The 18,607-nt window shown below is 61.4% G+C and carries 17 protein-coding genes, 2 tRNA genes and 2 pseudogenes; 9 read left to right on the top strand and 12 right to left on the bottom strand.

Annotated features, from left to right (window positions below):
- Positions 1 to 30: 30 nt before the first annotated feature.
- From recA to IPK70_08750, 4 genes are all read right to left on the bottom strand, one after another.
- Positions 31 to 1,050 carry a recombinase RecA gene (gene recA, locus IPK70_08765; protein MBK8227251.1) on the bottom strand — a complete coding sequence of 340 codons (1,020 nt, stop codon included), beginning with the start codon at positions 1,048 to 1,050 and terminating at the stop codon, positions 31 to 33.
- 238 nt (positions 1,051 to 1,288) lie between these two features.
- Positions 1,289 to 1,376: transfer RNA gene (locus IPK70_08760), tRNA-Ser, on the bottom strand.
- A 42-nt stretch (positions 1,377 to 1,418) separates the two neighbouring features.
- A complete protein-coding gene (locus IPK70_08755; GenBank protein ID MBK8227250.1) occupies positions 1,419 to 1,895 on the bottom strand; it encodes a nuclear transport factor 2 family protein in 477 nt (158 codons plus the stop codon).
- On the bottom strand, positions 1,892 to 2,569 hold the full coding sequence (locus IPK70_08750; GenBank protein MBK8227249.1) for a hypothetical protein: 678 nt from the start codon (positions 2,567 to 2,569) through the stop codon (positions 1,892 to 1,894). Before IPK70_08750 ends, IPK70_08755 begins: the two co-directional genes overlap by 4 nt.
- A 359-nt stretch (positions 2,570 to 2,928) precedes the next feature.
- Between IPK70_08750 and dnaE the strand changes: the two are divergent.
- The 4 genes and pseudogenes from dnaE (at position 2,929) to IPK70_08730 (ending at position 8,221) form a co-directional block, all read left to right on the top strand.
- Positions 2,929 to 6,622: pseudogene (gene dnaE, locus IPK70_08745) on the top strand (DNA polymerase III subunit alpha).
- A 130-nt stretch (positions 6,623 to 6,752) separates the two neighbouring features.
- On the top strand, positions 6,753 to 7,073 hold the full coding sequence (gene trxA / locus IPK70_08740; protein ID MBK8227248.1) for a thioredoxin: 321 nt from the start codon (positions 6,753 to 6,755) through the stop codon (positions 7,071 to 7,073).
- An 85-nt stretch (positions 7,074 to 7,158) separates the two neighbouring features.
- Positions 7,159 to 8,082 (top strand): DUF58 domain-containing protein, encoded by a 924-nt coding sequence (locus tag IPK70_08735; GenBank protein MBK8227247.1) that lies wholly within the window; start codon positions 7,159 to 7,161, stop codon positions 8,080 to 8,082.
- 65 nt (positions 8,083 to 8,147) lie between these two features.
- A tRNA-Asp gene (locus IPK70_08730) sits at positions 8,148 to 8,221 on the top strand.
- A 256-nt stretch (positions 8,222 to 8,477) separates the two neighbouring features.
- Here the strand turns inward: IPK70_08730 and IPK70_08725 are convergent.
- The 7 genes from IPK70_08725 to IPK70_08695 all read right to left on the bottom strand — a co-directional run bounded on the left by IPK70_08725 (position 8,478) and on the right by IPK70_08695 (position 13,687).
- Positions 8,478 to 8,753 (bottom strand): hypothetical protein, encoded by a 276-nt coding sequence (locus IPK70_08725; protein MBK8227246.1) that lies wholly within the window; start codon positions 8,751 to 8,753, stop codon positions 8,478 to 8,480.
- A gap of 13 nt (positions 8,754 to 8,766) precedes the next feature.
- Positions 8,767 to 9,165 (bottom strand): hypothetical protein, encoded by a 399-nt coding sequence (locus IPK70_08720; protein ID MBK8227245.1) that lies wholly within the window; start codon positions 9,163 to 9,165, stop codon positions 8,767 to 8,769.
- Positions 9,162 to 10,385, bottom strand: coding sequence for a hypothetical protein (locus IPK70_08715; protein MBK8227244.1), 1,224 nt, complete (start codon positions 10,383 to 10,385; stop codon positions 9,162 to 9,164). Before IPK70_08715 ends, IPK70_08720 begins: the two co-directional genes overlap by 4 nt.
- A 39-nt stretch (positions 10,386 to 10,424) precedes the next feature.
- On the bottom strand, positions 10,425 to 10,778 hold the full coding sequence (locus tag IPK70_08710; protein MBK8227243.1) for a hypothetical protein: 354 nt from the start codon (positions 10,776 to 10,778) through the stop codon (positions 10,425 to 10,427).
- Positions 10,779 to 10,909: 131 nt separating this feature from the next.
- Positions 10,910 to 11,203: a helix-turn-helix domain-containing protein gene (locus IPK70_08705; protein ID MBK8227242.1), complete on the bottom strand. Its 294-nt coding sequence runs from the start codon at positions 11,201 to 11,203 to the stop codon at positions 10,910 to 10,912.
- A 102-nt stretch (positions 11,204 to 11,305) separates the two neighbouring features.
- The gene (locus IPK70_08700; protein ID MBK8227241.1) at positions 11,306 to 12,379 is read right to left on the bottom strand and encodes a hypothetical protein; all 1,074 of its coding nucleotides are present in this window, start codon (positions 12,377 to 12,379) and stop codon (positions 11,306 to 11,308) included.
- Positions 12,380 to 12,391: 12 nt separating this feature from the next.
- Positions 12,392 to 13,687 carry a site-specific integrase gene (locus tag IPK70_08695; GenBank protein ID MBK8227240.1) on the bottom strand — a complete coding sequence of 432 codons (1,296 nt, stop codon included), beginning with the start codon at positions 13,685 to 13,687 and terminating at the stop codon, positions 12,392 to 12,394.
- A gap of 489 nt (positions 13,688 to 14,176) precedes the next feature.
- Here IPK70_08695 and IPK70_08690 point away from each other — a divergent pair, with 489 nt between their 5' ends.
- The 5 genes and pseudogenes from IPK70_08690 (at position 14,177) to IPK70_08670 (ending at position 17,378) form a co-directional block, all read left to right on the top strand.
- Complete coding sequence (locus tag IPK70_08690; protein ID MBK8227239.1) at positions 14,177 to 14,677, top strand: transcriptional regulator; 501 nt, start codon at positions 14,177 to 14,179, stop codon at positions 14,675 to 14,677.
- Positions 14,678 to 14,736: 59 nt separating this feature from the next.
- A complete protein-coding gene (locus tag IPK70_08685; protein MBK8227238.1) occupies positions 14,737 to 15,612 on the top strand; it encodes a methyltransferase domain-containing protein in 876 nt (291 codons plus the stop codon).
- Positions 15,613 to 15,616: 4 nt separating this feature from the next.
- Positions 15,617 to 16,024: a hypothetical protein gene (locus IPK70_08680; protein MBK8227237.1), complete on the top strand. Its 408-nt coding sequence runs from the start codon at positions 15,617 to 15,619 to the stop codon at positions 16,022 to 16,024.
- A pseudogene (locus IPK70_08675) lies at positions 16,021 to 16,386 on the top strand (hypothetical protein). Before IPK70_08680 ends, IPK70_08675 begins: the two are co-directional and overlap by 4 nt.
- An 80-nt stretch (positions 16,387 to 16,466) precedes the next feature.
- A complete protein-coding gene (locus tag IPK70_08670) occupies positions 16,467 to 17,378 on the top strand; it encodes a TIGR01777 family protein (GenBank protein ID MBK8227236.1) in 912 nt (303 codons plus the stop codon).
- On the opposite strand, the gene IPK70_08665 is transcribed toward IPK70_08670, so the two are convergent.
- Positions 17,375 to 18,487 carry an efflux RND transporter periplasmic adaptor subunit gene (locus tag IPK70_08665; GenBank protein MBK8227235.1) on the bottom strand — a complete coding sequence of 371 codons (1,113 nt, stop codon included), beginning with the start codon at positions 18,485 to 18,487 and terminating at the stop codon, positions 17,375 to 17,377. The two genes, IPK70_08670 and IPK70_08665, sit on opposite strands and share 4 nt — an antisense overlap.
- Between the last annotated feature and the right edge of the window lie 120 nt (positions 18,488 to 18,607).

Raw genomic sequence — 18,607 nt, 5'->3', positions numbered from 1 at the left:
CGGGGCCTTCAAAAGTAGCGGGGCAACCCATCAGGCCATGACCGGCTGCTCGGTCTTAGCCACCGCTTCCTTGATTCGATGCTCGAGTTCTGCGCAGAGCTCGTGGTTATCCTCCAGCAATTGGCGAACGGCGTCGCGCCCTTGGCCAAGCTTGTTGTCCTCGTAGCTGAACCAGCTTCCGCTCTTCTTCACGATGTTCAACTCCACGGCCATGTCGATGATCTCACCGGTCTTGCTCACGCCCTTGCCGAACATGATGTCGAACTCGGCCTTGCGGAAGGGCGGCGCCACCTTGTTCTTCACCACCTTCACCCGGGTGCGGTTGCCGATCACGTTCTCCCCTTCCTTCAATTGGGTCACCCGGCGGATGTCGAGGCGGATGCTGGCGTAGAACTTCAGCGCATTGCCGCCTGTAGTGGTCTCAGGGTTGCCGAACATCACGCCGATCTTCTCGCGCAACTGGTTGATGAAGATGCAGCAGCAGCCGGTCTTGCTGATCGTGCCCGTGAGCTTGCGCAGGGCCTTGCTCATCAAGCGGGCCTGCATGCCTACGGCGCTATCGCCCATCTCGCCCTCGATCTCAGCGCGAGGAGTAAGCGCAGCAACACTGTCCACGACCAGGAGATCGATGGCGCCGGAGCGGATCAGGTTGTCGGCGATCTCCAGCGCTTGCTCGCCGTTGTCGGGCTGGCTGATGAGCAGATTCTCGGTGTCAACGCCCAGGCTCTCTGCGTAGAAGCGGTCGAAGGCGTGCTCTGCATCGATGATCGCGCAGATGCCGCCTTTCTTCTGCGCCTCAGCAATGGCATGAACGGCAAGGGTGGTCTTGCCCGAGCTCTCGGGTCCGTAGATCTCGACTACGCGGCCTTTCGGATAGCCACCGACTCCCAGCGCCAGGTCCAGTCCGAGGGACCCTGTGGGGATCACTTCCATCTGCTCAATCGCGTCGTCGCCGAGCTTCATGATGGCACCCTTGCCGAAGGTCTTCTCCAGCTTGTCCATGGTGAGTTGAAGAGCCTTCAATTTCTCCTTGTTTATCTCCGTTGCCATGATTGATGGTGGTTTGCTGTTCGATGTGGCCGCTTGACAGGAAATCCGTCGGTAGCGTGACGCCCAATTAAGCATCACGACCAGGCCTTTGCCAAATTTCTTGGCAGGAAGTTTTGAACAGTGCCCCGAAAGACCGGCTGTGGAGCCGCAGGAACGCGGTCAGGATTGGACTCATTAGTTCGCCTTATCCACCGTCCGGCGGATAAGGCTCCAACCCCACCATTGGCCCTACGGGCCTTGGCGGAGAGGGAGGGATTCGAACCCCCGTTACCCGTAGGTAAAGCGGTTTTCAAGACCGCCGCATTCGACCGCTCTGCCACCTCTCCGAGCGCGGCGCGAATGTAGAGGCCCGCATTCACCACTGGTGCTCAGGCGCCTTGGCGAAGGTGCTTGTCCAGCGCGTTCCGAGCCGTTCGGCGCACCTTGCCCTGAACCAAGGGCGTCCATCCGAGCAGCCAACCCACGGCCCCCAGCGCCTGCCGGCTCCAACGCCAGAAGTTGAATCGGTCGTGTTGCTGCACGATCAGCCCATCGCGCAGCGTGAACTCACTGCGGATCACGTTGTGGACCTTGCGTCCCGTGGAAGCGAAGGTGTAATGCGCATGCCACTCGCATGCGCCGCTGCGCTCATCCGAGCGCAGTACGTTGAACGTGATGCGCAGGTCCTTGCTTCGCCCTATGAGCATCTGCCACATGGCACGCACCTGCTTGGCATCCAGGTCGCCGAAGGCCGGATCGCGGAAGCGGGCATCGTCGGCGTAGCAAGCACCCATGGCTGCGGCATCGCCCGAGGCGAAGGCGGCGAAGAAGCGGTTGATCACGGACATGGGTCGGGCGCTGGTCATGTTCGCGACGCGAACCACAAATGGTGCTTCGTGCCCTTGCTGCCGTGGGCATGCACTTTCTCTTCCCGCACGCGGAAGCCCGCCATCGCCAGCCGCTTGGTGAATGGCGCATCCGGATGCGTGCTCCAAACAGCAAGCACGCCGTGCGGCCGCAGCGCATCATAGGCGGAACGAAGGCCGCGGTGCGAGTAAAGGCGGTTGTTCCTGGGCTGCGTCAATCCTTCGGGGCCGTTGTCGGTATCGAGCAGGATGGCATCGTAACCATCACGCTCGGTGCGGATCAGCTCGAGCACATCGCCTACGAACACCTTGGCGCGCGGGTCCTTCATGGGATTGCCGGAGCGCTCGCCCATGGGACCCTTGTTCCACTCCACCACCTCAGGCACCAATTCAGCCACAACCACTTCGCCTTTCGCGCCCACGCCGCGCAGTGCGGCGGCCAAGGTGAAGCCCATGCCCAGCCCGCCGACCAGCACGCGCGCCCGGCTCGTGTCCTTCAGTTGCTTCAAGGCGAGGTCCGCCAATGCATCCTCTGATCCGTGGATCGCGGTGCTCATGAGCTCACCAGCGATGCCCACCACCTCGATCGCGAAATCCTCGTTCCGTTGAAAGAGCCGCAGCTCGCCCCCGTCATTGGGAATCTGTGCCGTGGCGAGCAGGGTGTTGGTGCGGATGCGCATGGCGCAAGATGGGGAGAATGAGGGTCGGGCGATTCATCCTGCATCACATGAGGAGCGTGGTTGGCCAACACGGATGGTGATGCACCCCGCCGATGCACGGCTCACAGAATAGGACACGATATGCGATGCCTTTGCGCAGATTAAGCGCCATCTCTTCCGAAGAAGCCCCACCAGAGAAGGAGAACATGGAAGGAATCAAGGAGCCTCGAGGATGGATGAACTTTCGATGACGTTGGTCTTTGCGGCAGTCGGGTATTCTGGTGAGCAATCGCTTCATGGCATGGCGATCCAGAGATGTGGAAAACTGATCCCAGGCCCCCGTGATTCCACTGGTAGTTTCGCACTCCGCTCCGATGAAATTCTCCCACCTCCACGTCCACACCCAGTTCTCTCTGCTCGATGGCGCCGCCGCCATTCCTGCGCTATACAAGAAAGCCGCCGCCGATGGCCAGCCCGCTCTGGCGATCACCGATCACGGCAACATGTTCGGTGTGTTCAAGTTCGTGGCGGAGGCCGGCAAGCACAAGAACGAGGACGGCACACCGAAGGTGAAGCCGATCGTAGGCTGCGAGTTCTACTTGGTGGCCGATCGGACGCGCAAGACCTTCACCCGCGACGACAAGGACCAGCGCGTGCACCAATTGCTGCTGGCCAAGAACGCCACGGGCTACAAGAACCTGAGCAAGCTCTGCTCGCTCGGGTATATGGAGGGCTTCTACAGCAAGTACCCGCGTATCGACAAGGAACTGATCGAGAAGTACAAGGAAGGGCTGATCGCTACCACCTGCTGCCTCGGTGCCAGCGTGCCGCGCACCATCCTGCGCAAGGGCGAAGCGGCCGGTGAGGAGGAATTCAAATGGTGGCTCGATCAGTTCGGAGAGGACTACTACATCGAGCTGCAGCGCCACGGCATCCCCGAGCAGGACCAGGTGAATGCGCTTTTGGTGAAGTGGGCGGCCAAGTACAAGGTGCCCATCATCGCAAGCAACGACAGCCACTATGTGGACCAACAGGACGCCAACGCGCACGACATCCTGCTGTGCATCAACACCGGCGAGAAGCAGAGCACGCCCAAGGCCGACGACGGCGACGAGGAAGGCTCTCAAAAAGGCAAGCGCTTCGCCTTCCCGAACGATGAGTTCTTCTTCAAGACCACCGAGCAGATGGCGAAGGTGTTCAGTGATCTGCCCGAGGCGCTGGACAACACGAACCTTATCGTCGACAAGATCGAGCCGCTGAAGCTGAAGAAGGACATCCTGCTGCCCAACTTCCAGATCCCCGAAGGCTTCGCGGACCAGGATGAGTACCTCAAGCACCTCACATATGAAGGGGCGATAAGGCGATATCTCGGAGAAAAGGTGGATGGTGAATTGCGAATGGCGAATGGAGGAGCCCACCATTCACCAACCTCCATTCACCAATCGCCCGAGCATGGCCTTGCGGGGGGAATCGACTCCCTCGACCCGAAGATCAAGGAGCGCCTCGACTTCGAGCTGTTCACCATCAAGACGATGGGCTTCAGCGGCTACTTCCTCATCACGCAGGACTTCATCAATCACGGCCGCGACATCGGCGTATTGATCGGCCCCGGCCGTGGCAGCGCGGCAGGCAGCGCGGTGGCCTATTGCATCGGCATCACCAATATCGACCCGATCAAGTACGACCTGCTCTTCGAGCGATTCCTGAACCCGGACCGCAAGAGCATGCCCGATATCGACACGGACTTCGACGACGAAGGGCGGCAGAAGGTGATCGATTACGTGGTGCAGAAGTATGGCCAGAACCAGGTGGCGCAGATCATCACCTATGGCGGCATGGCGGCCAAGAGCAGCATCCGCGACGTGGCGCGTGTGATGGACCTGCCGCTGAACGAAGCTGATCGCCTTGCGAAGCTGGTGCCCGAGCGACCGGGCATTGAGCTGGGCCGCGTGCTGCGCGCACCGCTCGAGGGCGCTGATAGCCTGAAGGCGAAAGAGAACCTGGGCGCCGACGAACTAGCGGGCGTGAAGCAATTGCGCGAGATCCTCGAGGGCGGCGAGCTCACCGCCGATGTGCTGCGCGAAGCCGAGAAGGTGGAAGGCAGCGTGCGAGGCGTGGGCATCCATGCTGCCGGCATCATCATCGCGCCGCAGGACCTGAAGGAGATCCTGCCCGTGTGCACCACCAAGGACTCGCCCATGCTGGTGACGCAATACGACGGCAAGGTGGTGGAGGACGCGGGCGTGATCAAGATGGACTTCCTCGGGCTGAAGACGCTCACCATCATCCGCGACGCGCTGCGCCTGATCGACCAGAACCACGGGATCCGGATCGACATCGACAACATTCCCCTCGACGACCCGAGGACCTACGCCCTCTATCAACGCGCAGAGACGAACGGCACCTTCCAGTTCGAGAGCGCGGGCATGCAGAAATACCTGCGCGAGCTCAAGGCCGACCAATTCGGCGACCTCATCGCCATGAACGCGCTGTACCGGCCGGGGCCGCTGGAGTACATCCCGAGCTTCATCAAGCGCAAGCACGGGCAGGAGAAGATCGTGTACGACCTTCCGGAGATGGAGGAACTCCTGAAGGAGACCTACGGCATCACGGTGTACCAGGAGCAGGTGATGCTGCTCTCCCAGAAGCTCGCTGGCTTCAGCAAGGGCGACGCGGATGTGCTGCGCAAAGCGATGGGCAAGAAGGACCGCGCCACGCTGGACAAGATGAAGGGCAAGTTCCTGGAGGGCACCGCCGCAAAGGGATTCGATGCCAAGGTGTGCGAGAAGATCTGGACCGATTGGGAGGCATTCGCGCAGTACGCCTTCAACAAATCGCACAGCACCTGCTACGCCTTCGTGGCCTACCAGACGGCTTGGCTCAAAGCCAATTACCCGAGCGAATTCATGGCTGCGGTGCTCACGCACTCGCAGAGCAGCATCGACAAGGTCACCTTCTTCATGGAGGAGTGCCGTCGCATGGGCATCAAGGTCCTGGGGCCGGATGTGAATGAGAGCAGCTTCGCCTTCAGCGTGAACAGGACCGGCCACATCCGCTTCGGCCTCGGTGCCGTGAAGGGCGTGGGCGAGAGCGCAGTAGCCACCATCGTGCAGGAGCGCACCGAGAACGGTCCTTTCTCCAGCATTTTCGATCTGATGCGCCGCGTGGACCTGCGCGCCGCCAACCGCAAAGCGCTGGAGAGCCTCGCCTACGCCGGCGCCTTCGACTCATTGAACGTGCAGCGCGGCCTTCTTCCACAGTGCAGGAGAAGGCAAGCCCACATGGCTGGAAACACTGGTCCGCTTCGGCCAGCAGACCCAGGACAGCGCCGACAGCTCGCAGGTGAACATGTTCGGCGATGCCGTGGAAGGCGCGGGCATACCCGAGCCGGTGGTGCCGCAGATCGATGGATGGAGCGCGCTGGAGAAACTGCACTTCGAGAAGGAAGTGATCGGCTTCTACCTCAGCGGCCACCCGCTCGATGACCACCGTTTGGAGATCAAGCACCTCTGTCATCACAACCTCTCCCAGCTTTCTGACCTGAAAGCGCTGGAGGGGCGTGACGTCACCTTCGCTGGGATCGTCACCAAGGCCGAGCACCGCATCGCCAAGAGCGGCAAGCCATTCGGCACTTTGAGCCTGGAGGACCATTTCGGCTCGCACGACTTCATGCTCTTCAGCGAGGACTACATGCGCTTCAAGCTCTACCTGCAGCAAGGCGCGCTGCTCTTCGTGAAAGGCCGCGCCATGGCCCGCACCTGGGGCCGCGATGAAGGGCAGATGGAATTCAAGATCACCAGCATGGAACTGCTGGGCGACGTGCGCGAGAAGTACATGAACAAGCTCACCCTGAAGCTCGATGCGGACCACGCCAACGATGAACTGGTGCGCGACCTTGGACAGCTGATCAAATCGAACCCCGGGAAATGCAAAGTGGTGGTGCAATTGGTCAGCGAGGCCGAGAAGCTCGCGGTTGACCTGCCCAGCAAGGGTTTGGCGGTGGCGATCAGTGAGGATCTGATCGTGCGATTGGATGGGATTGCTGAGCTGAGCTACACCCTGAACTGACATAACGTCGTGGAATTCTCCGTGGCAAGAAAATCGTCGAGCGGGGGTACCTTTGGCGCCCTGTAAGGCAGCATAGGACTGAAGCGACCATCAACCCGAAACCAGCAGCGCGCAAGCGCAACCAACGAACATGGCACTCGAATTCACCGACAGCAACTTCGAAGAACTCGTCCTCAAGAGCGACAAACCCGTAATGGTCGACTTCTGGGCGGAATGGTGCGGCCCTTGCCGCATGGTGGGCCCCGTTGTGGAGGAATTGGGCATGGAATACGACGGCAAGGCCGTGGTGGGCAAGCTCAACGTCGACAACAACCCTGGCATCAGCATGAAGTACGGCATCCGCAGCATCCCGACCATCCTGTTCTTCAAGAACGGCGAAGTGGTGGACCGCAGCGTGGGCGCCGTGCCCAAGGCCCAGCTGAACCAGAAGCTGCAAGGGCAATTGGCCTGAACGATCCAGCAAGCTCTGTGAAAGCCTCGGCCTGCGCTGAGGCTTTCCCGTTCTTTGCGCTCCGGATCGATCGGATCGAAGACGCATGCCCATCCAGCAACAGCACATCCAGGCCCTCAGCGCCCTTGAGTTCAAGGCGCGGCAGGTGGTGGAGGGCTTTTTGGCCGGCCTGCACAAGAGCCCTTTCCACGGCTTCAGCGTGGAGTTCGCCGAGCACCGCGCCTACAATAGCGGTGAGAGCACGCGCCACATCGATTGGAAGCTCTATGCTCGCACCGACAAGCTCTTCGTGAAGCGATACGAGGAAGAGACCAATCTGCGCTGCGAGCTGGTGCTCGATGCTTCCTCATCAATGTATTTCCCGGAGAAGAGCGATGTGCAGGAGTTCAGCAAGGTCGAATTCGCCGTGCATGCCGCTGCGGCCTTCATCCAATTGCTGCGCAAGCAACGGGATGCCGCCGGCCTCACCGTCTTCCGGGATAAGGTGCTGGTTTCCGAGCGCGCCAGGAGCAATGCCGCGCATCTGAGGCATCTCATGGCGCAGCTCGATGGCCTGTTGGCTGCCGATGCGGTTGCACGTGATCAGCGCACCGGCCTGGTCGAAGCCCTGCACGACATCGCACAGCGCGCGCACCGACGCAGCCTGGTCGTGATCCTCAGCGATATGCTAGACGACCAGGACCGCGAAGCCGAGGTCTTCGATGCGTTGCAGCACCTTCGATTCAACAAGCACGACATCATCCTGTTCCATGTGGTTGACCGCAAGCGCGAACTGGAGCTGGACCTGCCCGATCAGCCCTACACCTTCGTTGATGTCGAGAGCGGCGAGCAGGTGAAAGCCCACCCCAGCGAGATCCGCGAAGGCTACCGAACAGCTATGGCCGAGCGATGGCAGCGACTGAAGCTCAAGTGCGGCCAGTACCGAATCGACCTCGTTGAAGCTGACATCAATGCCGGATTCCAGCCGCTCCTCCTGGAATTCCTGACCAAGCGGGCCAAGTTGTACTGAGCCGCTTGCGCGAATCGATTGAGCGCCTACATTTGCCGCCGCTCCGCCGGAAGGCGGCGCTGAACGGACCGGTAGTTCAGCTGGTTAGAATGCCGCCCTGTCACGGCGGAGGTCGCGGGTTCGAGTCCCGTCCGGTCCGCAACGTAGCCGCCGCAGCCCTTATCCACCAAGGGTTTGCGGCGGTTCTCGTTTTCCGGTTGTCGGTTTGGTTGTCGGTTCCGTGCCGTTCTCCCCTCAATAGGGGTCAAGGTCTGTAACCGTATCCCCGCCGATAATTACGGCAGGCGGTCAACAGATGCCCAGCAGGTCCAGCAGGATGAACAAGGCGATCCCGGCAGCCTCAACGGTGGCCTGGGTGCCCCACAGGGCCGCGATGCGTGCCAGCGTGTCGGTGTTCATCCTGTGAAGTTCACAACGATTGTTTGGTCCTGGGGTGCGCTCAACTCCACTGCCTTCATCTTGGGCACCACGTAGGCGGCAAGATCCATGACCATGCCGAATGCCTTGTAAGGGTCCTCTGCGGCCACTTCATCTATCCATGCCTGCAACCGCTCAACGTTGCCTTCCAACAGCAGGTTGAACGCATCCCGTGCCGCTGCGGTGGATCTATTGGCGCTCCCGGCCGGGCGTCCTGCCCGTGGATCGCCGTTCTCAAAAGGTCTGCCTCGCATTTCGTCGCATTGTTTATTGTTCGTCCTTGCCTTCGGTGTCCCTCCCAATGACCTCCCGATGGATGTGAATGATCGGACCGGGCCAGTTGTGGGGCACCTTCACAACCCCATCGTGGGCCACCAGCGGAGGAATGAGGCCGTGCCCGTTGTCGGTCTGCCCTTGGATGCGCTGCAACTTCGGTTTGAAGAACTCCGCCAGCCTCATGAACAGGTCAGCAGCCTTGAATTGATCGGCGGTGTCGGGGCTATCCCACAGGCGTTCCAGTAGGTCGTTGATGCGGCCCGTGTGCCGCTCCATGATCTCTTTGCCCAGGTCCTCCCATAGTAGCGTGCGCTCGTTCTTCGTGCCCTTCGGACGGCCGGGGTTGCCCTTGGTGAACTTGCCGGTGTCGGGGTCGTTGCGTTTGCTCATGGCGTTGTTGAGTTGATGCGCCGCGCCGGTGTGCCCAGCGATGCGCGGATGAATGACGTGTGATCGAATAGCAGCGGCCCCCGGCCTTCAAGTACCCGAAGGGTCCGCGTGAAGTTGCTGCCCCGGTTGCGGCAACTCTTTCCCATGCGCCCGATGCGCCGCTCGCTGCAATACACCGATGCAGGGTGTTGATGCCCGATGTCGGCACCACAGGCGCGGCACCTCCGCACAGGCTGCCCGCCGTCCACGATACCTACCACGGCCGAGGTATCCCCGATGTCGTTACCCGTGACATTCTCGCCCTTTACCCAAGTGGCGTATTTGTCCGGGTTGGGCAATTCCATCCCCCCGGCGAAAATGTCCGGGGTCAAGGTGTGCGCATCGGCGATCAACTCGCTCAACTTGTCCGTGATGGATGCCCTCAACAGGGCCTTCAAGTTGGGTGATGCGTACCGGGAGAACAGGTTGTGCAGGGCCTTGCGCCGCTCACTTCGTCGTTGCCGTGGCATCCCCTGCCAGTAGCCGGGTGCGGTTGCCTTGGCCAACAGATCGCGTTGAGCGGGCCGCAACGCATCGGTGGGCACGTGGGGTTCCACGATCAACAGTTCGTCGAACCTGGCCAACAGGAAGGCCCCCAGCCGCTCCCATGTGGAGGGTTCCAGCAGGTCGGCAGCGGTGCGCACGCCATAGGATGCAAGGATGCGCATTTGCCGCACGGCGATCTCGTACCGCAGCAGCTCGAAGGACAGGCCGTTTTGATGGGCCTTGTCGTACACCTTGAACCGATAGTTCCTGCCCCTCTGCCCGTGCATGATCGTGATGCCCCGTGCGCGGCCTTCCATGCGCTCCGGTGTGGATGTGCGATGCAGGGCGATGCAGGGCAACAGGTCGTTGGTGGGGCATGGCGGGGTGATGTTCACGCCCACCTCCAACCCGGCAAGATGCAGGGATGCGGGATGCAGGCCGGTGATGTCGCATAGGCTGCGCACGGTGGCCACGAATTGCGCGTGCGTGAAGTCCTGCCAGTTGGTGCCGCCGTGGTGGGCCTTGTGGAATGATCCGTTGATCTCCCAGCAGCGCGTTGCATCCCCCTCGAAGGCCCAACCCTCCAACCGGGCACGATGCAGCCCATCCCTGCCCTCCTCGAAGGCAAGGCCGGGCCGATGCCGCACAGTGCGTTGAGCAGGGCCTTGGATGCGTAGTTTCGTGCCGTCGAACATGCGGGCGACCGTGTGGCGATACTGGATAGGCAGCGGGGGCTACATGCTCCCGTTGCTGTTCATGGGGAACAAGGTCATGGGTGATGTCTGCGCGATGGGTGCCGATGGCATCCGCTCGGCGCGATCCGCGAAGGCACAGATGAACTTCACCCGTTGCTCCCGGTTGTGGATGTACCAGCCGGGATAGTAGGTCACGATCAACGTGCGGTCGTTGTCGGTGAACTGGAATATCACCAGCGAGTTCACCTTGCGCCCTGCCCGTTCTTCGCGGTCGTTGCCGAAATACCAACCCGGTCTGCCCGTGGGGATGAGGCCGGTGAAGAACTGCCAGCGGCCGCCCTTGCTGGGGCCGTGGATGACCTCCGAGGCGCCGTTGTCCCGGATGACCTGCATCCGCGTTTCCTCGACCTTCAGATATTCCGGGGCCTTGGCGACTGCGATGCGTTGGGGATCTTTCAAATACCGTCCGGTGCCTGGGTCGAGGGTGTACCGGATGACGCGGTTTGATGGCGATACTGGATGCGTCATGACCGGGCGGTTTTGGCCGTGCGGATGCGCCGCAGGTCGTTCAACACCTCGTTGCGGCGATAGCGTACACGGGTGCCGATACGATACCCGGTCACATACCCTTTGCGCGTGTACTCTCGCAATGTGGGCAAGGTGATGCCCAGCAGTTGAGCAGCCTCAACGCGGGTCAACAGTTCCTCCGGGGGAGGTGTGGCGTGTGGCGTGCGTGCATCCAGTTCGATGCGCACTGCCTTGGTGATCTCCCCCACCAGATCGGCGAGGAGCACAGAAGAAAGAATGAGTTGATCCATCGTGTTGCTGCCATTTGTTCGGCAGTGGCACGAAGGACTAAATGAGGAAGGCCGAGGTAATTCCGTCCGTTTCCGGAAACGCGGGAAGGTGCCGCCGTTGCTCTATTCCTCGGGGTCGGGTCGTTTGCTCAACTCGAACTTCCAGCTACCACGAACCGAGCGGTGTGCCTTCGGCTGCATCATCTTCTCCATGCTGGACCGCTCGAAGGCATTGCCGTCACGGTCACGGAACACGGCCAGCAGATGACGGGCCAATGATGCCCGGCCGCGTGGAGGTTCCTCGATCCAGCCGTTGACAACGAGTTGATGGAACACCTCTGCCAACTCCCCACGATCGCCCCGCCATGTGATGCGTGGGCCGGTCTGCCCGTCTGCAATGGGTTCCGGGGCCTGTTCATCCATCAGTTCACCAAGGCGCCGAATGAGGCGATCCTTGCCGGTGCGCATGATGGCGATGCCTTCGCGCCCCTCCGCCCTGCCTGCCCATTGCTCCACGAATTGCCGCCCCTCTGCGGTGCCTGGCTCGAAAGTGTTGAGCTCATCTACCAGCCGTTGAAGTTCAACCCGCAGTTCCTCGTTGTCGCTGAAACGCTGTGCGCACAACTCTACCTCAGCAACGAACTCCTCGATCCATCGGCGATAACCGTTCTCCGGGTCGGTCCTTCCCTTAGCTGGAACGACCTTGGCACCTTCGGGCAGTTGCGCATGATCCGCATCCGCTGCCAGCAGGCCATAATAGTGATCCACAACGAGGTCGTCGGGGTTATCGGGATCGGGTGCGGGTGGATAGGGAACAACGGCCTGCCATGCCCGCAGCGCACGGGTGTACGTGGTGCCGTATTGCTGCGCTCCGCGTTGATGCCGGAATACTTCGATCATGGCGTTGCGTTCATTCCGGAGCGGGTTGGCCAAGGGTCTCCATGATGTGCCACCAGCAGCGGGGAAGATAGCCAGCCGCATGAGTTGATTCATGACGCACACCTTGCCCTCCCGGATGAGTTCGGTGATCGCCGGGCCGAGGTCCCGGCCTTCGGTGACGCAGCCGCGAGGTGGGTCGTTGGGTGTGCGATATTCGATGCCACGGTACTGAGCCATCATAAGGCCCACACTCTCTAGACTGTACACCTTGCGCGGTGCCTTTGGCGCCGTGTTCTCCACGTCCTTCGTGTTCTCCATGGGATGCAGCAGTTAGACGGCCTTCATGACGGGCATCGTGAACAGGTCCGAGGCGGCGATCATGTCCGCGTGCTGTTCTCCGTCGAGGCGTAGGTACCGAAGGAAGGCCCCCTCCGTGCGGTGGCCGGTGATGGCCATGATCGTTTGCGCGGGGATTCCCCGGCGGTACAAGTTCGAGGCGAAGGACCGGCGGGCGGTGTGGGTGGTGATGAGTTCCCACTTGGCGCGGGCCGTGTCCCTCCGGATGCCTGCCTTAGTGATGCCCACGGATACACGATGCGACAACGAGGGCACCATTGCGGCGACCTCCTTCACGTAGTCGTTGAGTTTTTGGTTGGATATGGCCGGGGGCATCGTGCCGCCATACTTCACCAGCACGGCGCGAACGATCGGATGCAGGGGGATGACCACGGGCCTGCCCGTCTTTCCCGGACGGATGCGGATACGGTCGCCCTCGATGTGGTCTGCGCTCAACGTGGTGAGGTCCCCGAACCGTAGGCCGGTCCATGTACCAACGAGAAAGATGTCACGGGCGCGATCGAGGCGCGGGAGTGCGCTCAGATCGAGGTGGAACAGGTCGTTGAGTTCATCTTCGGTGAGGTACACCTTATCGCTGCGCTCCTCCGGTATCGTGATGGCGCGGGAGCGGAACTTGCTGTTGATCTCGTGGCCTTCCTCTGCAGCCGCGTTGACGAACATCCGCAGGGCACGGAGGTACTTGCCCACCGTATTGGTGGCAAGGCCGCATGTGGTGGTGAGGTACTTGGTAAACCCTTCCACGAACGCCCCATCGAGCGCGGTGAAGGGCACGCGGGTACCTCGGCGCGATGCTGCCAAGTAGTCCTTCAGCAGCCGGTGGGTGATGCGGTTGCGGCCGTGATAGGTGGAGTGCAGCGGTTTGCCGGTGCGCGGGTTCACGTTACCCTGGCTGCGCTCGATGAACTCTGCGATGAACCCCAGCAGGTCCGCACGGCGCTGTTCCTTGCGTCCGAGGGCATCGTTGAGGGCATCCCGCAGTTCATCCACTTCGGGTTCCCGGCCGTTGTCGGTGACGTAGTTCCGGAAGGTGGCCTTGGCATCCTTCAGAAGATCATCCAGCCGCTCGTTGAACTCCGGATGTTCCGGGAAGGCACGCGTTTCCTTGGCGCGTTGATAGTTGCGTTGGCCGGGGGTGTCGCACCAGTAGCGCGGATGGATAGCCTCCCCGCTGGGGTACACAAGGCGCCGGGCGCCCCAGCGGATGACGAAGTTGACGGGTGTCTCTGCCTTAGCGGATGCGTTCCGCAGGTTGAAGTTGAACTTGGGCATGGGGGTTCATGTGAGGGTGATACTGGATAGCCTCAAAGATACCCGCCGGGAGGTTCGGTTGTCGGTTTGGTTGTCGGTTTTTCTTTCTTTCACCCGCTACGGCCTTTCCTTGCCTTTCTCCCCGAAGGCCCGTATTTCTTCAGATGTAGCGCGGTTTAGAGGTGAACAAGGGGGTGTTGACAATACCATGGGTTCCGGTCCCGTCCGGTCCGCGAGAAGCCCCAGCCGAATGGCTGGGGCTTCTTCTTGATGGATAAGAGGACGGGATGCATGATCGAGGCAGCGCGCAAGCCGCAATTCCAAGTGCCCGATCAGCCACCAGACCATTCTCACCGTCCACCTCCGCTCGACCTCCGGACATCGCTGCCCGCATGACCCCACTCGCCGGTTCGGCCCAACCGCGTCAGGGGATGGCATCCTGTTATTTTCAATATTGTTTGAAAATACAAGCTTGATGACTTAGGTTTGGACCCGCTTGCCCGACGAACAATGGACCTAAAGGAAGCACGCGAGAGATTCATCGAGGCCTGGGGCGCCTTCGGCAGCGCATGGGGCATCAACCGCAGCATGGCCCAGGTGCATGCGCTGCTGCTCATCAGCCACGAACCGCTGAGCACGGAGGAGGTGATGGAGCAGCTCAATATCAGCCGCGGCAACGCGAACATGAACCTGCGCGCGCTGATCGATTGGAGCCTGGTCCGTCGGGTATTGAAGAGCGGAGAAAGGCGGGAATACTTCGAGGCCGAGAAGGATGTCTGGAAAGTGGCCACGCACATCACCCGCGAGCGGAAGAAGCGCGAGTTGGAGCCGTTGATCCGACTGCTCGATGAACTCGAGGACATCCCAGGTGCAACCGCCGAGGCCAAGGCCTTCCGCAAGACCACTCACGACCTGCACGACCTCACCACCCGCCTCGATACCTTGCTGGAGCACAGTACCAGACGCGATGTGCAATGGTTCGTGAAGGCCGCCACTACCCTGCTCAAATGATCACCCCTTTTTTTATCCGCAATATTTCAATACTTCCTGAAACATCAAGCCACAAGGACATGACCGAGATCCAACGCACCGCGCCACGCTCCGGCATCCGTGCCGTGGACCCCAAGGTGACCGCGCACTTCCATGCCAGCGCTGCGCTGTACCAGCGCTGGAGCGCAGAAGGCCACCTGCACTTCGGGCATTGGCAACCGTCCATGAGCATCCTCGATCGCAAGGCCATGCTCGAAGAGATGGTGATTCAGGTGGTGCGCAGGTTGGAACCGCGGGTGGCAGACCGTTTAGCCGACCTGGGATGCGGATACGGCAGCGCAGCGATGCTGGCGGCCCGCACCTTCGGCGTGGATGTGGACGCCTATACCGTGGTGGAGGAACAGGTGAGGATCGGGAAGGCGAAGGCCGATGCCGAAGGAGTGAGCGTGGCGCTTCACCAGCGCGATTTCCGGGATACCGGGCTCGCGAATGGCTGCATCGACGGCGTATACGCACTGGAGAGCCTCTGTTACGGGGCAGGTCATGGCAAGCGCGATGTGATCCATGAGGCGGCGCGCATCCTGAAGCCCGGCGGCCGCATAGCGCTTGTGGATGGCTTCCTGCTGAAGCCTGCGAACGGATGGCGCAGGCGCATGGTGCGCACGGTTGAGCGCGGCTGGGCCCTCCCCTGCTTCCCGCAGCGTGCGGCATTCATCGCAGCGATGGAGCAAGCGGGCTTCGTGGACATCCGCGTGCGCGACCTGGGCTGGAACGTGGCCCCAAGCGCGGTGCATGGCCCCGTGCTCATGATCCGTTGCTGGCTCGATCGCATCGGTTCAGGCGCCAGACTGGACGAACTCGAGCGCGCGCACCTGCGCAGCTGCATGCTGGGCATTCTGCTGGGCACCCAGCGCGACCTGTTCCGGTATCTGATGATCACCGCGCGAAAGGCATGATCCGATGAACCTCAATCTGGCCTCCTACGCCCTCTTCTTCCCTGCGATGCTCGCCATCGCCGTGGGCGTGGCGCAGACCTGCCACCGCCATGGGCGCATCTGGATGCTCCGGATCTTCGATGACGATGCGGCCTTCGTGGATGCCACGAACAATGTCCTGCTTGTGGGTTGCTATGCCCTGAACATCGGCTACATCGCCCTGGTCGTAGCGCATTGGGAGCCCATAACGACGGTGCAGGTGATGCTGGGCACCCTTAGCCGGCACATCGCCGTGATCCTCTTCACGCTCGCCGGACTCCATTACCAGAACATCGCCGTGCTCCTGATCTGGAGCAGTATCGCAAGGGCACGGCATATCGCGATGCAACGACCCGTCCAGCCTGAAGCAACTCTCCAACAACAACAGCCATGACCAGCAAGATCGTCCTCACCTACCTCATCTACGTGCCCATCACGCTGCTGCTCACGCTTTACGTGGCACGCACCCTCTTCCGCAACGGCCGTGTCTTCATGCTCGACATCTTCAAGGGCAAGGCCGACATCGCGGATGCCACCAACCGACTCTTCGAGGTCGGCTTCTACCTGCTCAACATCGGCTTTGCGCTGCGCATCATGCAGATCGGCCCGCGCTGGGACAATGACCCCTTCGACACCAACCAGGAGGTGGTGGAGGCACTGGCCGGAAAAGTGGGCGGCTTCGCGATCTACCTCGGCGTGATGCTCTTCCTGAATCTCTTCCTCTTCTTCCGCGGAAGGCGGAAAGCACGGCAGGCCGGCGGGAGCATCGATCCCGTTCCCTTGGTGAAGCAACCCACGGATCAATATGATGCCGGTCGAGACCGGCATGACCAGCCATGAAGATCATTCTTGCCGGAGGCACCGGAACCATCGGAAGGATCCTGCAACAGCGATTCACGGAGCGCGGGGATGAGGTGGCAGTGCTCACTCGCCGCACCGGCATCGGGCAGCACCCGGCCGCTCGAATGGTGCAATGGAACGGCCGCTCACGAGGCGCTTGGTGGAGCGAGCTGGATGGCGCCGATGCGGTCATCAACCTGGCTGGCCGCAGCGTGGATTGCCGCTACACCCCGGAGAACCGGGCGGCCATACTCAACAGCCGATTGGAGTCGACGCATGCGTTGGGCGAGGCCATGCTTTCGATCGCATCACCACCACCGGTGTGGATCAACCTGAGCAGCGCAACGGTCTATCGGCACGCGGAGGATCGCGCGATGGACGAGGAGACCGGAGAGCTCGGGGCCGACTTCAGCCCGCAAGTGGTGAAGGCGTGGGAGAACGAGTTCTTCCGTCACAAGCGCGAAGGCCTACGGCAAGTCGCCGTGCGCTGCGCCATCGTCTTCAGCGGCAAGGGCGGCGCTTTCCCTCGGTATGCGCAGCTGGTGCGCTGGGGACTTGGCGGACAGCATGGAAACGGCCAGCAGATGGTGAGTTGGGTGCATGAAGAGGACGTGGCGGGCTTCTTCGAGTGGCTCATCGAAGAGCCGAAGGCGCTCGGGGCCATCAATCTCTCTTCGCCCGGCCCTTTGCGCCAAGCGGAATTGATGCGGATCCTCCGGGAACGCATCAAGCCATGGATCGCGCTGCCCTCGCCGCGCTGGATGCTCGGGCTTGGCGCTCGCTTATTGGGCACGGAGACCGAGCTGGTGCTCAAGAGCCGATGGGTGCTTCCGACCCGCGCGCAAGAGCTGGGCTACCGATTCAAGATCGGTACGATGACGGAAGCCGTCGAGGCGCTGGTGGCCTAATCCACCGTCACCGACACACTGGCCTCCTCCTCCTTCTTGGCTCCCTTCAGTTCGGTGTCCTTGGTCACGCCGTCGAGCACTTCCAGGTTGATGCCGTCGCTCAGTCCTGTCTTGATCCATGTGCGCTTCCATTCCTCCCCGTTCTTCACCTGCACGAATGCGCTATCGCCCTTCGCGTTGAATTCCACCACGCTCTCGGGCACGGTGAGTACGCTGTCGCGACGCTCGAGCTCGATGTCGGCATTGGCGCTGTAGCCGCTGCGCAGCGCCTGGCCCTGTGCGAGCTTCACCGCTGCACGGATCTCGAACTGGATGGCGCCGTTCTCCTCCACGCCTTTGGGCGCGATGTACTCCAGCTCCGCATCCCAGGTAGCGCTCTCGATGGCGCCCACGGTGAGCACAACGGGCATGGCCAGGCGCACCTTGCCCACCTCGCTCTCATCCACCTTGCCTTGGAAGATCAGGTCGCTCATGTCAGCGATCGCAGCGATGGTGGTGCCTTCGTTGAAGTTGTTGCGCTCGATCACGCTATTGCCCTCCTTCACAGGCACGTCGAGCACCATGCCCTCGATGGTGCTGCGCACGATGGTATTGCCCGCGCTGCTTCGGCTGATGCCGTCGCGCACGACTTGCAGCGCCTCTTTGGCTGCTTCAAGGTCCTGCTTGGCGCTGCGCAGCGCGATATCGAAGCGCTGCATCTCCGCTGCGCTGATCACGCCTTTATCGAGCAGCGGCTTGTTGCGGTCGAAGTCCATCTGGGCGTTCTGCGCATTGATCTCCGCCGTGCGCACGCGGTTCTCAGCATTGCTTAGGCTGAGCATGTCGGGCACGATCTGGATCTTGGCGAGGGGCTGGTCCTTCTTCACCTGCTGGCCGGCTTCGACGTAAAGCTCGCGGATGATGCCGCTGACCACGGGCTTGATCAGGATCTCCTTGCGCGGCACGATCTTGCCGTTGGCCACGGTCTTCTTGATCACATTGGCCTTCTTGGGCCTCTCGATGGCGAACTCATCGGGCTTCTTGGCGCCTTTGCTGTACAAGAAGGCGAAGGACCAGAGCACGACAAGGACGACGGCGGCGATGAGCAGGTAGCGGAGGATGCGTTTCATGCGCGGTTCAAGGATTGGAGATTCGTTGCTTGGTGCTGATGGTCATGCGCCGGCCTGCGGCTGAGTCGATCTTCCGGGTCGGACGTGGCGGTCGGGACTGGCTCGTGCTCATGATCGCGT

This window comes from Flavobacteriales bacterium, from assembly GCA_016712535.1.
Taxonomy (GTDB): Bacteria; Bacteroidota; Bacteroidia; order Flavobacteriales_F; family PHOS-HE28; genus PHOS-HE28.
This window is presented reverse-complemented; position numbering and strand designations above follow the sequence as displayed.